This window comes from Corynebacterium sp. LaCa_282 (assembly GCF_057198125.1).
The window spans coordinates 335,427-347,935 of the sequence record NZ_CP191095.1 but is presented as its reverse complement, the minus strand read 5'-3'; the positions used below and the strand labels follow the sequence as shown (position 1 = coordinate 347,935).

Below are 12,509 nucleotides of genomic sequence, written 5' to 3'. Positions count from 1 at the left end.
CTGGGACACTTCAGATCGAAGTTGCTAGTAGTTACTACTATTAGAGCGTGATTACTAACGAACTTCGGGAATTAACAGCCAAAGCAGCCGCCCATGCGCAGCGCTTCCAAGACGGAGGAGACCACACCGTAGCCGCAGCTCTCCTGACCAAATCAGGAAAACACGTTCTCGGTTTAAACGCTCACCATTTCCTTGGTGGCCCCTGTGGCGAAGTCTCTGCTTTAGCAAACCATGCCGCTAGTTATCCAGGGGATCCCATCCAAGCAGTAGTCGCCATATATGGACCTACCGGACAAGTAATTTCACCCTGTGGTAAATGCCGCCAGGTACTTTTTGATGTCGATCCATCTATCCAGTGTATTGTGCGCGGAAGCAACGGCCTCGTTGCGCCCGCTGTGGAAGAACTTCTTCCATTCGCGTTTAACTTGCAAGACTTGGAAAAAGAGCAGCGCATCTACATGTGGGAAGGCTACGAGGATTCCATTCGGAGCGGAGAAAAGCGTCAAACAATCCGAGTAGATGATCCCTTCAATGAAGGAAAAGCCCAAATAGTCTTTGAGAAGGAAACCGGGGAAGTCGTCAGCTTACCCGCACAGGTCACAGCCGTTGTATCTACCCAGCGCGGGCTGCTGTCGGAAAAGCAAGCTAAAAATGACGGGTTCAATTCTCTATCCGAGCTTCACGAAGCTCTAGATACTCACTACCCCGGATTAGCGGATACAGACGAAGTTGACGTTGTAGAATTCGAGCTCCAGTAGACTAGCCAGACCGAAAATCGAACCATTCGCTACCTAACCAAAAAGCCGCTGTTCGGAAATTTTTGAGATATTTCGTCAAGATTTACAAGTGCCGCCACCAAAGGGCTCCCAACTGGAGGAAGCGAGATAACCACTCCTCCATAAGTCCAGTCGATTGAGCCTTCGCCGTTAACCACGGTACTTCGGCACTACTGGCTACATGCCGCGCCAGCAGGGTCCTTTAATCCCGCCCGCTACCCGCGATTTGGCCCAGATATGTCCGCCAAGCCACGCCGAGCGCGCAAAGGAACGCATAAGCCCCTCCACCGCGTCCACATAGTGGGATACCACCCCCTTAATTCACCCGCACTGCAAGAATTTGTGTGAACCGTGACATACTGTTCAGACCTGTGATACACAACACCCCACCTTCGACGCGCAAGGAGACACAGCCATGAACTCTCTCATCCTTGTCATCATCGGCGTGGCGATGATGCTGGCCGGCTACCTGCTCTATTCCAAGTTCCTGGGCAAGAGCATCTTCCGGTTATCTGAGAACTACACCACCCCGGCGCACCGCCTCAAAGACGGCGTGGATTATGTTCCCACCAATAAATACGTGCTGTGGGGCCACCACTTCACCTCAGTGGCGGGTGCGGCACCGATTATCGGCCCGGCAGTAGCCGTCATTTGGGGCTGGCTCCCGGCATTCCTGTGGGTCACGTTCGGCACCGTCTTCATCGCCGGCATGCATGACCTGGGTGCGCTGTGGGCCTCGCAAAGGCACAAGGGTCAGTCGATTGGTACGTTGTCGGGGCGCTACATCGGCAAGCGCGGGCGCAACCTCTTCCTCATTGTGATCTTCTTGCTGCTGCTCATGGTCAATGCTGCCTTCGCCGTGGTGATTTCGAACCTGCTTATCTCCACGCCTTCGGCGGTCATTCCCACGTGGGGCGCCATCGCCGTCGCGCTGCTGATTGGCCAGGCCATCTACCGCCTGAACTGGAACCTGCCGCTGGTGTCCCTCGTGGGCGTGGTGGCACTGTATTCGCTAATGGTCCTGGGTGACCGCTTCCCGGTCGTGCTGCCAGAGACGGTCTTGGGTATCCCGGCCAACGGCGTGTGGATCATCTTGCTATTTATCTACGCCTTCATCGCTTCGCTGCTGCCGGTGTGGGTGCTGCTCCAGCCGCGCGATTATATCAATGGCCTCCAGCTTTTCGTCGGTCTTATCATCTTGTACGGCTCCTTCCTTATCACCCGTCCGGAGCTTGCCGCCCCTGCCGTGCGCGAGAACGTTCCTGACGGAACCCCGGGCATTTTCCCGCTGCTTTTTGTCACCATCGCCTGCGGCGCCATCTCTGGTTTCCACGGCATCGTGGCCTCCGGTACCTCGTCGAAGCAGATTGATAAGGAAACCGACGTTCGCTTCGTGGGTTACTTCGGCGCGGTGGGCGAGGGTCTGCTGGCGCTCGGCACCATCATCGCCACCACCGCCGGCTTTAAGACCCTGGCGAATTGGGAGGAAATCTACGCCGAGTGGAACGCCGGCGGCGTCAACGCCTTCGTGCAGGGCGGCGGTGCGCTGATGAACGAGGGCCTAGGCATTCCCACCTCGCTGTCTGCCACCATCCTGGCGACGATGGCCGTGCTCTTCGCCGCCACCACCATGGACTCCGGCGTGCGCCTGCAGCGCATCGTGGTCCAGGAAATTGGCGAGATCATAGGCATCCGCATCACGGCGCTGGTTTCCACCATCATCGCGGTGGGCCTGGCCTTCGGCCTGACCTTCTCGGCGGGTGCGGACGGCTCCGGCGGTATGACCATCTGGCCGCTCTTTGGTACCACCAACCAGCTCATGGCCAGCCTATCCTTGGCCATCGTCGTGGTCATCCTCACCCACCTGCGCCGGCCTACCCTGCCGGTTATCATCCCGCTCATCTTCGTCACCATCATGTCGCTGTGGGCAGCGCTGCTACAGCTGAAATCCCTGTTTGCGGATCAGAACTGGCTGCTCTTCGGCATGGACGTCGTCATCGTCATCGCCTCCATCTGGGTCATCGTGGAGTCGATCGGCGCCATCTCCAACGCGCGCAAGGAACCACCGCTGGAGTGGACCGACGACGATACCGACGCTCCCCTTCCCCAGCATGCTCGACAAGCTTAAGGCCTTCGGCGCGGGGCTCAACGAGTTCTACCAAGCCCCGTACCGCGCCGTCTTTGCCAAGGCCAAGCAGCAAGAAGATGACCTATTTATGATGCTGGTGGCCTCGGAGGCGCTCGGCATCCCCAACCCCGCCAGCTACTACACGCTGGAGCTATTGCCGCTGGTCTACGAAGATTTCCACGCCTGGCACACACGCATGGGCATGGATAAATCACCCCTGGAGAATATTCAATGCTGCTAGAAACCGCGCCCATCATGTTCTTTGGCGGCAAGGGCGGCGTGGGCAAGACCACCCTCGCCACCGCCACAGCCCTGTCGCTTTCCCAGGACCACAACGTGTTGTTGGTCTCCACGGATCCGGCGCACAACCTGGGGCATATCTTTGATGCCACGCTTTCCGATGCCCCCCTCTCACCTCACCCCCTCCCTCTCCGCCATCGAGCTCGATCCGGCCCGCGCCACCGAGGAACACCTCGCGACCGTGGGCGCCTCGATGCGCCGGTTCATGCCGGAGCACTTGCACGGCGAGGTAACAAAGCACCTAGATTTGGCCCGGCAATCCCCCGGCACGCAGGAGGCGGCGCTCTTGGAGCGCATGGCCACCTTGGTCGCTAACGCGGACGAGTATGACTACCTCATCTTCGATACCGCCCCGTCCGGTCACACCTCCCGGCTGATGGCCCTGCCGGAAATCATGGCGGCCTATACCGATGGGCTGCTTGCCCGGCGCGAGAAATCCGATAAATTCGGCTCGCTGGTGCGCGGGATGTCCGCGGAGTCCGGTGCCGATAACGATCCGGTGGACCGGCGCAATAAGGAAATCCGAGCCACGCTCTTCCAGCGCCGCGAGCGCTTCGAGCACCTGCGCGCTGCGCTGACCTCAGGGCGCACCGTATTTCATATCGTGCTCACCGCCGAGCGCCTGCCCGTCTTGGAGTCTTCCGAGTTCCACGCGGATCTCACCGGCAATGGCGTGCGGGTGGGCTCCATGCTGGTCAACCGCCGCACGCCTGCGGACCAAGGCGAGTTCTTGGCCTCCCGCCGAGCCGCCGAGGACGAGGCCCTAGCGCTCTTGCACGATAAGCTTCCCGATACCCCGGTTCACGAGATCCCCTGGCTCCCAGAAGAGGTGGGAAGCCCCGAAGCCGTGGCGCGGCTGGCGGAGCATCTATAGCGGTTTGTAGCGATCTCTAACGACCATCCAGTACCCAGCGGCCCCGAGTGAGATCGCAATCTGCTAAAACAGAGAATATGACTTTGCTCACCAATGACTTCCTGTCCCAATTGCGCGAGGAGGCCGCAGCGGACTCCCAGCTGCGCGTCGCGCGCAATGCCATTACCAGCGTAGGGGTGGCCAAGGCGGCCCTCGACCGTGACCGCATTACCGCCCTCTACCCCACCACCGAGGTAAAACTCGATAGCCTCGGGGTTACCGACCAGATGCGCTCCGGGCGCTGCTGGATGTTTGCCGCGCTCAACGTGTTCCGCCACCGCGCGGCCAAGGAGCTCAATATCGATGACTTTGAGTTTTCCTTTACCTACCTGCAGTACTTCGACAAACTCGAGCGCGCCAACTTCGCGCTCAACCAACTGCTGGATCTCACCGAAGACGGCACCGACTGGGATGACCGCGACGTGGCTACTTCCCTCGAGTTCACAGGCGACGACGGCGGCTGGTGGTCATTTTTCACCAACCTCGTGGACAAGTACGGTGCCGTACCGGCCGAGGTCATGCCTGAGGTGCACTCGTCCGGCCACACCGACCAGATGAACCGCGATATCGCCACCATCATCCGCCGCGCCGCGCACCGTGCGGTGGAAGGCGAGGGGGATCGCGGGGGCATTATCAAGCAAGCCCGCACCGATATCCAACGCGTGCTCGCCATTCACCTGGGCACCCCGCCCGAGGAATTCACGTGGAGCTACCGCACCAAGGACGATCAATTCTTCCGCGTGCACTCCACCCCGCGCGAGTTTGCGGATAAGTACCTGCCAAAGTTGGACGAGTACGTCGTGCTTGCCGATGATCCCCGTACCACCAACGATAAGCACCGCCTCTACACCAGCGCCGGCGTGAACAACGTCGCTGGTGGGCAGGCCGCCGGCTACCTCAACGTGGATGTGGACGAGCTGCGCGCCGCCGCACGCGCCAGCATCGAGGCCGGCGAACCGGTGTGGTTTAGCTGCGATGTCGACCGCCAGTTCTCCTTCCAGAACGCGGTGTGGGACGAGGGCCTCGTCGATACCGATGGCCTCTACGGCATCGATTCCACCATGAGCAAGGAGGAGCGCTTTACCTCCGGCGAATCTGCGCCCACCCACGCGATGGCGCTGACCGGTATCGATGGTGCACCCCGGGCATGGCGCGTGGAGAACTCCTGGGGCACGAAGCCGCCGCGCAGGGACGACGCCGATGAGGTACCCGGCAAGGGCTTTGCCACGATGTCGGATGAATGGTTCGGCGAAAACGTCTTCCACATCGTCGTGCGCAAGGAATTCCTCACTTCCGCGCAGCAACAAGCGCTAGAGACCGAGCCCATCGAGCTTCCCTTCTGGGACCGGATGAACTAAGGAGCATCGAAAAATGAATGAGATCAATCCACAGGAAGTTCACACCACCAACGCCACGCTTAGCAGCGAGCCGGCCATCAAGGCGGCACGGAATGCGGTGGCGCAGGAGGGTATCGATAAGCTGAGCGTCGACCGCGACCTCGTGCGTGAACTCACCACGGCGACCAGCCACAAGCTCGATAAGTGGGGCGCGGCCAACCAGAAGGCTTCTGGCCGCTGCTGGATTTTTGCGGGCCTGAATTCCCTGCGCGGTGGCATCATGGATCGCACCAACATCAAGGATTTCGAGCTTTCGCAGACCTACCTGTACTTCTACGACAAGCTGGAAAAGGCCAATTGGTTCCTCACCGCGGTAGATGAGCTCAAGGACCGCGATATGACGGACCGCACCTTGACCAAGCTCATGGATGACCCCATTGGCGATGGCGGCCAGTGGTCCATGTTCGTCTCGCTGGTGGAAAAGTACGGCGTGGTGCCCAAGTACGCCATGCCGGAGACCGCGTCCTCCGAGGCCAGCGCCATGCTCAACCGCAACCTGCAGACCGTCCTGCGCCGCGCCGCCCACCAGATCCGCGTGGGCAAGTCTGGGGCGCAGGAGCAGGCGCTTGCCGATGTCTACCGCATCCTCACCGCCAACCTCGGCCTCCCGCCCACAGATTTCCAGTGGCAGTACCGCGATAAGGACGATAACTTCCACCGCGAGGGCACTTTTACCCCGCAGGACTTCGCCCGCGAGTACCTCCCGAAGGATCTGGGCGAGTACGTCTGCGTGGTCAATGACCCGCGCAATAACTACGGCGAGCTCTACACCGTGGACTACTTGGGCAACGTCGCCGGTGAAAAGGTCACCTACCTCAACGCCCCGGTTGAGGTATTGCGCGATGCCACCCGGTCTGCCATCGAGGATGGCCAGCCCGTCTGGTTCGGCTGCGATACCAGCCAGCAATCCGATGCAGATAGCGGTGTTTGGGCCAAGCGCCTGCACGATTATGAGGGGCTGTATGGGGTGGATATGGGCATCGATAAGCCCAACCGCCTCCGCTTGCACGAGTCCTTGATGACGCACGCGATGGTCTTTACCGGCGCGGATATCGCCGAAGGCGGCGAGGTCACCCGCTGGCGCGTGGAGAATTCCTGGGGCACCGAGAAGGGCGATAAGGGCTTTTGGACCATGGCCGATGACTGGTTTGACGAGTACGTCTTCGAAATCGCCGTCCACCCGTCCCGCCTGCCGGAGCAGTACCAGGAGGCGCTCAAGTCCACCGAAATCACCACCCTGCCGGCGTGGGATCCGATGGGCGCGCTGGCGCGTTAGAACTATTCAAAGCGGCGCGGGTGGCGCGGGGAGACCCGCGCCACGAGAGACGGCGTTCGTTTGCGTGGCGTGACGCTTCCGCCTGCAATCGTGGCGTGATCCCCATCACGCCACGTGGCGCACGTACAGCATGCAGGTAAGGTCGCGGTCCTTATCGATGGAGATTTCTTTCTCCCCCACCCGCTCAAAGCCGCGGGAATCATAGAACTGATAGGTGCAGCCATCGTCGGTGTAGAGGTAAATATCCTTGCCTGGGTGGCGCTTTTCAAAGGCTTCGAGCAAGGCCGTGCCCACGCCCTTTACACCGGAATTGGGATCAGCCACGAGGAAACCGATCTCGCCGTCCACGGTGTGTTCGGCTAGGTAATCGAGCAACATGTCTTGGTTAGCCGCGTCATAGTCGCCGCGGTGCCCACCAGGGCGCAGACTATTGAAAAGCTCCACTGCCTTGACATAAGCTTTGCGCCACCACGGATACGGCAGCGCCGGCTCGCCTTTAATCGATGCCAGAATCACGCCGAGGAAACTCCCGTCATCGGCATAGGCAGCCAAGATATCGGTGGCCTGGGCGCGCTCTAAATCCCAAAAGTAGCGGCCGTAGGCACGCTCAAAGCGCGGGTTCTTCACAAACCAGTGCAGGTGCATGCCTTCGATGGCAAACTCAATCGCCTTGGGTTCATCGCGCGGGTCAAGGTCACGGATGTGGATTTCAGTCATTAGTCCTCCAGGGATTGGTCGTGTTCGCGCTGCTTTTCGCGCTCGAGCTCAGCCTTGGCCTCGTGCTCTTCGATATTAGTGAAACCAATACCCAACGGCAGGCCAACGTTGTCAATTAATCTGACTCCGCCAATGGTGGCAGCGACTAGCAGGCGGGCATCGCCCTCGGCGGGCGGCTCCCCCAGATCGCGGCCACGCACCTCCAAGTATTCCGGTACAACGCCGGCCGCTTCGAGGACCCCAGCGGCAACCTCAAGAACCTTGTCCACGCCCGCCTCGGCGGCATGAGCCCCCGCGGTAAGTGCGGCAGAAAGGGCGGCCACGTCCTCGCGCTTATCTTCGGGCACGCGCGTATTGCGCAGGCTCATCACCACGCCATCGGGCATGCGCACGGCGGGAACGCCCTGCACGCGCACCCCGAGGTGCAAGTCCTGCACCGCGTGGTGAATGGCCAAGAGCAGTTCGTAGTCCTTCTCCCCGATGAGGACATCGGTAGGCGAAAGCGCCATCATCAGCGTGAGGTATAGGGTGAGTTCGCCAGACAGATCGGGTTCTAAACCTACTGGGCCAGCTTGGGTGTCCGGTGTGTGATCGGCAGCCGAGGCGCCTGGGGCGTCGTGTTCGACCGCGATGCTGCGAGCCGCGATATTAATCCGGCGGCCATGGGGCCAGAGTTTGTCTGGCGTATAGTCCCAGATAACGTCCACGCCCTCAGCGCGCAGCAGATCCACATCCGCGGCGCGGGGTTCTTGGAGAGCCACGACGGTAACCGCGCCACGAATACGACGGGCCGCGCGCACCAGCGCGATATGCCCAGCATGCACGCCGGTGGTCAGCGGTACGAAAGCAACGGGGCGGCCGGTCTTGCGAAGGGCGCTGCCCACCATACGAATGCGTTCAACCTCGCTGACAACGGTGGCTTGTCCCATCTTCAAGCTCATCGTGATTCCTCCTGCAAGGCCCACATTTCTAATTCGGTACGATCTTCTACTTCGCCTAAGCGCCGAGCGGTTTCTAAGTAATGGCGGCGCATTCCGGGATCCGTCGCGCCGCGATAGGCCGCGATGATGTCCTCTGAATCGATATCGAAATCGGACGGTGGGATTTCATCGAACTCGGCAAAGAAATTGGCTTCTACGGCCGCTGCTAGGTGCAAGCGGCTGAGCATTTCTATGTAGTAGGAGCGGGCGGCGAAGGCGGGACGTTCGGCATCAGAAAGCGGCACTGCCTGCGCCCGGAATTCGCTCAATACGAAGTCAGCGATATTTTCGCCCAACTCATCCAGTGTGGATACTGCCCAGCGCCCGCCTGCCATTGGTGCTACCGCCGCCACGATGCAACCGTGAGTTTCCAGCGGATCGAGGCCTTGCACGCCCCGGGACAGGCACGTGTGGAAAGCGATCAGGCCCTTGTGTACATGGTCCTCGAAAAGTTCTACGGCAGCATCCAACCGTGCCTCACCCACAGCTAGAATCAGCGCCTGAAAAGAGCCAAGCTCGGCCGGATCATTGAGCATCTCCACGGAATGGCCGGCGCGCTCCATGGCATTGGCCAGGGAAAACCCGGCGAGGCTGCGGCCGAAAAGGGCAACGCGCATGCGCGGTGGCCGCATTTATTTATCCTTCTTCATTTGCGCCAATAGCTCCGAAACGGACACGGAACCATCGCGCTGCTCATCGCTGCGGCGGCGGCCACGGGTCTGCTGCTGGCGGCGCGATACCGTTTGCTTCTGCTCGGCCGCCACGTGGTGGCCCGAGCCCTTGTATTCCTCGCGCGCGTCCTTGCCGGTTGCCTGCTGCGGGATATTCTGGGTCACCGCATCGGAAGCGGGCTCAGCTGCGGTGTCATCTTCCGGCTTGCGGTGGCTGCCGCGGGAACCAGAGTGTGCCGCTGCGCTATCGGTACCCGCGTGCTGGGAGCCGTGGCGCTTGAGGTCGGAGTCTCCGCCTGAATCCCAGCGCACGGCCTGGAAGCTGCCAGTATCGAAGGAAACGTCCTTCGGTTCCTTCGCACCCGCGGCCTCGCTGGACGCGGCGGGCTTGGGGGCATCGGCAAGCGGCTCTGCGTGGGCGGGCTGAGCGGCGCTGCGCTGCGCGCGGGTGTTTTCACTGATGATGTCATTGAGCGGGTTGGAGTCCGCGTGCGCACCAGTTGGCTGATTGCCCAGGCGGCCGGCGATGGCATCGGCAGAAGGCGCACCGGTAGAGGCCTGCTCGAAATCGATCTCTTCTTCCCGGTGGTGGGACGCCGCGGCGGTCTGTGCCTCCAGCTCCATGATGCGGCGCGCCTCAGCGTGCAGCGCGGCGGGCTCGTAGGTGAACTCGTGGCCGGACAAATCCTCGATCTGCTTGCGGATAGAGGCGAGCTCGGTGCGGATCTCATCGAGGATCTGCTGGTCCGGCAGCTCCTTGCCCTCGGCCGCGCGGGCCTGCTTGAGCTCCGCGCGGTGGGCGCGCTCCTGCAGCTCCAGCTTGGTCACGGATTCCTCTGCCTGGCGGCGGTAGCGCATCACCAAGAAAAAGCCCACTACCGCGGCCCAGAGGGCGGCGATGAGCGCAATCTTGAGCGCCGCTGCCGAGCCGGAAATGAGCATGACGATGCTGGCGATGACGGCCAAGATGACGAGGGCGATAATCCCAATTTGTCCCAAATCCGGCGAGGACGACGAGTTTTTGGAAGAAGAGCGCGGCTGAGTCATGCTCCCTAATGTACCGCTTGAAGCCCGTCTGGTGGCGGCGGGGTCTCGCAGTGTCGCTCCAATCGCAGGCCAGCCGCGGACATGGCGACGCCGCCGATAGCAGAAGCGAGCACTCCCACCAGATCATCGGAAGCGGCGACAAGGGTGCCCGCATTCGGGATCACGTACACGGCCACTCCGGCATAGAGCCCGCCGACGATCGCACCCGTCCACGCCGATGCCTTGCCCACCAGCATAAACTGCGCGATGGTCATGGGATTAAGCTGCGAATTATCCAACCCGATGCCGTGATCCTCATCGGTGGCCTTATCCACCTTCCAGGTAAGCCCCAGGCACACCACCACCATGAGCCATAGCGTGGCAGAGACCGTAACCGGGATGGCCATCATCGAGCCATAAAAGCGCGTAGTGAGGATGGCGGCCGCGGCGGCCATGAATACCCCAACGCCGATAAGCGCACCGAGCGAGGTTCGTTTCATAGCTCCTCCATCAGACCCAAGCGGTGGATATCGGCGGTTTCCTGCGGGTCCAACGCGGCAACCAGCGCGGAGACATCCTTTCCCTTCAACTTAGCAGCGCCATCGGCGGCTAACCAGGGAATAAGCACGAATGCGCGCTCGTGGGCAAAGGGGTGCGGGACGGTAAGTTCCGGGTCGGAGGAGCTATAGCCCTCAATATCGACGATGTCCACATCCAGGGTGCGCGGGCCCCAGTGGCGCACGCGCACGCGCTCTGCCGCTTCTTCCAGCTTCTGACCGCGGCGCAAGAGCTCCAGTGGGCTCTCCTCGACGTCCACGATGAGCACCGCATTCAAAAATTCATCCTGGTCCGTCACTCCCCACGGCGGGGTGGCATACACGGGCGAGGCCGCCACGATGTCCTCGCGGAACTCCGTAAATACCGTCCGCAAAAGCTCCACGCGGTCATCCATATTGGAGCCGATGGATAGTACCGCGCGCATTACTTACTCCCGGGGTTCGTGCCAAGGCGCGCATGCTTGCGGGAGCGTCGGGCGACGACGGCGACATCGGCAAAAGTGCGCGGGATGGGCGCCTTGGGTTTGTGCACGGTCACTTCCACGGCATGGAGGTCGGCGAAGGAATCCATGATGGTATCGGCCACCTCGCTGGCGACGGTCTCGATGAGGTCGCGGGAGGGGCCTTCGACGATATTGGCGGCGACATCGGCAAGCTCGGCGTAATTGATGGTCTTGGTCAGATCATCGTGAGCTGCGGCCTCAGCGAACTCGGACCAACAGGTGATATCGATGATGAAGGGCTGGCCGGTGCGCTTTTCCTCTTCAAAGACGCCGTGGTAGCCAAAGCACTCCAGGCCGGTTAATTCGATGCGATCTGCCATGGTTAATTCCTTTCCGTACCCATCGCGGTGGAGGTCACTGTGCCTGTGCCGGTGGCGGCATTGCGGTAGCTGCCGGTGGCATTGGCGCCGCCGACATAGGACTTGCCGGCGTTCCACGCGGCGGCTACGTCGACGGCATCGCGGGATACGCCCACCTCGTGCACGCGCACGCCCCATGCACCCATCTGGGAGGAGATGGCGGTCACGGCGGCGGTGGCGGGATCGGCAAGCAGCGGGCTGGCCTCTACCCCGCGGTCTTCCCGGATGGCGGCGAGGAAGCGCTTGCGCGAGGCCCCCACCAGGATGGGGAACTCGCCGTCCAGGAACTCGGGCAGGGCCTTAAGCAGCGCCCAGTTATCCTGCGGGCTCTTGGCAAAGCCGAGGCCCGGGTCCAGCACAATATTGTCCTTTTTCACGCCCGCATCCAGGGCATTATTGCTCAGGCGGGTGAGGGTCTCGTGCACGTCGCGGACCACATCGCCGCCGTGATCCGCCGTGCCCGCCGCGGATCCAAACGCGCCTTCCTGCAGCGTGCGCCAGTGCATGAGGCAGACGGGCACGCCGGCATCGGCCATGGCGGCATACATTTCAGGATCGGCGAGGCCGCCGGAGACATCATTAATCATGTCCACCCCGGCCGCGGCCGCCGCGGTGGCGACCGAGGCGCGCATCGTATCCACCGAGGTTCGAATGCCCTGCTCGTGCAGCGCCTGGATGACCGGGACCACGCGGTCGGCCTCTTCCTGCGCCTCCACGCGCACCGCACCCGGGCGGGTGGATTCGCCGCCCACATCGATCATATCCGCGCCCTGTTCCACCAGTTCACGGGCATGAGTGGTGGCAGCGTCGAAGTCGAGCCACCGCCCGCCATCGGAAAAGGAATCCTTCGTAACATTCACGATGCCCATGACGAGCGTGCGCTTCGCGATGGTCAATTCTCCAACT

13 protein-coding genes and 1 pseudogene are annotated in these 12,509 nt (G+C 61.5%); 6 read left to right on the top strand and 8 right to left on the bottom strand.

Annotation, left to right across the window (positions count from 1 at the left end; all coding sequences use genetic code 11):
- Window positions 1–47: 47 nt before the first annotated feature.
- From ACP8KU_RS01555 to ACP8KU_RS01530, 6 genes and pseudogenes are all read left to right on the top strand, one after another.
- Window positions 48–758 (top strand): ASCH domain-containing protein, encoded by a 711-nt coding sequence (locus ACP8KU_RS01555; RefSeq protein WP_284641858.1) that lies wholly within the window; start codon window positions 48–50, stop codon window positions 756–758.
- Between the two features lie 433 nt (window positions 759–1,191).
- Window positions 1,192–2,904 carry a carbon starvation CstA family protein gene (locus ACP8KU_RS01550; protein WP_484483874.1) on the top strand — a complete coding sequence of 571 codons (1,713 nt, stop codon included), beginning with the start codon at window positions 1,192–1,194 and terminating at the stop codon, window positions 2,902–2,904.
- On the top strand, window positions 2,888–3,145 hold the full coding sequence (locus ACP8KU_RS01545) for a cory-CC-star protein (protein WP_005279519.1): 258 nt from the start codon (window positions 2,888–2,890) through the stop codon (window positions 3,143–3,145). The genes ACP8KU_RS01550 and ACP8KU_RS01545 overlap by 17 nt, the downstream gene beginning before the upstream one ends.
- Window positions 3,136–4,078: pseudogene (locus ACP8KU_RS01540) on the top strand (ArsA family ATPase). Before ACP8KU_RS01545 ends, ACP8KU_RS01540 begins: the two are co-directional and overlap by 10 nt.
- Window positions 4,079–4,155: 77 nt before the next feature.
- Window positions 4,156–5,475, top strand: coding sequence for a C1 family peptidase (locus ACP8KU_RS01535; protein WP_484483873.1), 1,320 nt, complete (start codon window positions 4,156–4,158; stop codon window positions 5,473–5,475).
- Between the two features lie 13 nt (window positions 5,476–5,488).
- Window positions 5,489–6,790, top strand: coding sequence for a C1 family peptidase (locus ACP8KU_RS01530; protein ID WP_484483872.1), 1,302 nt, complete (start codon window positions 5,489–5,491; stop codon window positions 6,788–6,790).
- Between the two features lie 105 nt (window positions 6,791–6,895).
- Here the strand turns inward: ACP8KU_RS01530 and ACP8KU_RS01525 are convergent, their stop codons facing one another.
- Genes ACP8KU_RS01525 through folP form a run of 8 tightly spaced genes read right to left on the bottom strand, consistent with a single transcriptional unit; the run spans window position 6,896 to window position 12,472 of the window.
- Entirely contained in the window at window positions 6,896–7,507 is a 612-nt protein-coding gene (locus ACP8KU_RS01525; RefSeq protein ID WP_484483871.1) for a GNAT family N-acetyltransferase, read from the bottom strand.
- Window positions 7,507–8,448 (bottom strand): pantoate--beta-alanine ligase, encoded by a 942-nt coding sequence (locus ACP8KU_RS01520; protein WP_484483870.1) that lies wholly within the window; start codon window positions 8,446–8,448, stop codon window positions 7,507–7,509. The genes ACP8KU_RS01525 and ACP8KU_RS01520 overlap by 1 nt, the downstream gene beginning before the upstream one ends.
- A complete protein-coding gene (locus ACP8KU_RS01515; protein ID WP_484483869.1) occupies window positions 8,445–9,119 on the bottom strand; it encodes a Rossmann-fold NAD(P)-binding domain-containing protein in 675 nt (224 codons plus the stop codon). Before ACP8KU_RS01515 ends, ACP8KU_RS01520 begins: the two co-directional genes overlap by 4 nt.
- Window positions 9,120–10,205 (bottom strand): DUF6779 domain-containing protein, encoded by a 1,086-nt coding sequence (locus ACP8KU_RS01510; RefSeq protein ID WP_484483868.1) that lies wholly within the window; start codon window positions 10,203–10,205, stop codon window positions 9,120–9,122.
- A gap of 5 nt (window positions 10,206–10,210) precedes the next feature.
- Window positions 10,211–10,684, bottom strand: coding sequence for a DUF3180 domain-containing protein (locus ACP8KU_RS01505; protein ID WP_005284844.1), 474 nt, complete (start codon window positions 10,682–10,684; stop codon window positions 10,211–10,213).
- Window positions 10,681–11,166, bottom strand: a complete 486-nt coding sequence (gene folK / locus ACP8KU_RS01500; protein ID WP_484483867.1) for a 2-amino-4-hydroxy-6-hydroxymethyldihydropteridine diphosphokinase — start codon at window positions 11,164–11,166, stop codon at window positions 10,681–10,683. Before folK ends, ACP8KU_RS01505 begins: the two co-directional genes overlap by 4 nt.
- Window positions 11,166–11,564, bottom strand: coding sequence for a dihydroneopterin aldolase (gene folB / locus ACP8KU_RS01495; RefSeq protein ID WP_484483866.1), 399 nt, complete (start codon window positions 11,562–11,564; stop codon window positions 11,166–11,168). Before folB ends, folK begins: the two co-directional genes overlap by 1 nt.
- A gap of 2 nt (window positions 11,565–11,566) precedes the next feature.
- A complete protein-coding gene (folP, locus tag ACP8KU_RS01490; RefSeq protein ID WP_284624732.1) occupies window positions 11,567–12,472 on the bottom strand; it encodes a dihydropteroate synthase in 906 nt (301 codons plus the stop codon).
- Window positions 12,473–12,509: the final 37 nt, after the last annotated feature.

What these genes read in the sequence shown, in the direction of transcription:
- ACP8KU_RS01530 (WP_484483872.1), top strand. Translation starts at nt 5,489, where the DNA reads ATGAATGAGATCAATCCACAGGAAGTTCACACCACCAACGCCACGCTT.
- ACP8KU_RS01535 (WP_484483873.1), top strand. Translation starts at nt 4,156, where the DNA reads ATGACTTTGCTCACCAATGACTTCCTGTCCCAATTGCGCGAGGAGGCC.
- ACP8KU_RS01525 (WP_484483871.1), bottom strand. Translation starts at nt 7,507, where the DNA reads ATGACTGAAATCCACATCCGTGACCTTGACCCGCGCGATGAACCCAAG.
- ACP8KU_RS01550 (WP_484483874.1), top strand. Translation starts at nt 1,192, where the DNA reads ATGAACTCTCTCATCCTTGTCATCATCGGCGTGGCGATGATGCTGGCC.
- folK (WP_484483867.1), bottom strand. Translation starts at nt 11,166, where the DNA reads ATGCGCGCGGTACTATCCATCGGCTCCAATATGGATGACCGCGTGGAG.
- folP (WP_284624732.1), bottom strand. Translation starts at nt 12,472, where the DNA reads ATGGGCATCGTGAATGTTACGAAGGATTCCTTTTCCGATGGCGGGCGG.
- folB (WP_484483866.1), bottom strand. Translation starts at nt 11,564, where the DNA reads ATGGCAGATCGCATCGAATTAACCGGCCTGGAGTGCTTTGGCTACCAC.
- ACP8KU_RS01520 (WP_484483870.1), bottom strand. Translation starts at nt 8,448, where the DNA reads ATGAGCTTGAAGATGGGACAAGCCACCGTTGTCAGCGAGGTTGAACGC.
- ACP8KU_RS01545 (WP_005279519.1), top strand. Translation starts at nt 2,888, where the DNA reads ATGCTCGACAAGCTTAAGGCCTTCGGCGCGGGGCTCAACGAGTTCTAC.
- ACP8KU_RS01515 (WP_484483869.1), bottom strand. Translation starts at nt 9,119, where the DNA reads ATGCGGCCACCGCGCATGCGCGTTGCCCTTTTCGGCCGCAGCCTCGCC.
- ACP8KU_RS01510 (WP_484483868.1), bottom strand. Translation starts at nt 10,205, where the DNA reads ATGACTCAGCCGCGCTCTTCTTCCAAAAACTCGTCGTCCTCGCCGGAT.
- ACP8KU_RS01505 (WP_005284844.1), bottom strand. Translation starts at nt 10,684, where the DNA reads ATGAAACGAACCTCGCTCGGTGCGCTTATCGGCGTTGGGGTATTCATG.